1 pseudogene is annotated in these 530 nt (G+C 45.8%); it reads left to right on the top strand.

Features of this window, described 5'->3' with window-relative positions:
- Positions 1 to 61 precede the first annotated feature (61 nt).
- Positions 62 to 530, top strand: a pseudogene (locus ACNOHI_RS25565) (hypothetical protein); the annotation flags it as partial.

Genomic DNA, 530 nt, shown 5'->3' with positions numbered 1-530 from the left:
AGGGCTGTTTAATAACCGGCTTGATATCAGCTTTGACCGTTACGTAAGGAATACCTCAAACATGCTGGATACTGGTACTCCTCTTCCTAATGTATTTGGGACGGATGTGCCTCTTGTAAACGTGGCCAGCCTTCGAACCCAGGGCTTTGAGCTGTCGGTGAACTGGAACAGCCGGTTTAACCTGGCGGGTAAGCCTTTTAAATATAACATCGGGGTTAATTTAAGTGATAACCACTCTGTTGTTACCAAAGTTGATAAATCAAGTGATTTTACCTATGGCCTTTATGTAGGCAAGGAACTTGGAGAGATCTGGGGATACATTACAGACGGGTACTTCAAGCCCGATGCTGAGGCGAAAACCTATCCGGTAGATCAAAGTTTCCTGAATAAGGTGAGGAGGGATAATAATGTTCCCCTCAGAGCCGGAGATTTGCGTTGGGTGGATCTCGACGGAGATGGTAAAATCAGTTCGGGAACTACCAATACGATCTATGACCCGGGAGATCAGAAAGTAATCGGAAACTCCACTC

Origin of the sequence: Noviherbaspirillum sp. ST9, assembly GCF_048799745.1 — a bacterium.
Classification (GTDB): domain Bacteria; phylum Pseudomonadota; class Gammaproteobacteria; order Burkholderiales; family Burkholderiaceae_D; genus Noviherbaspirillum.
The sequence above is the reverse complement of the archived record's forward strand: the minus strand, read 5'-3'. Positions and strand labels throughout refer to the sequence as shown.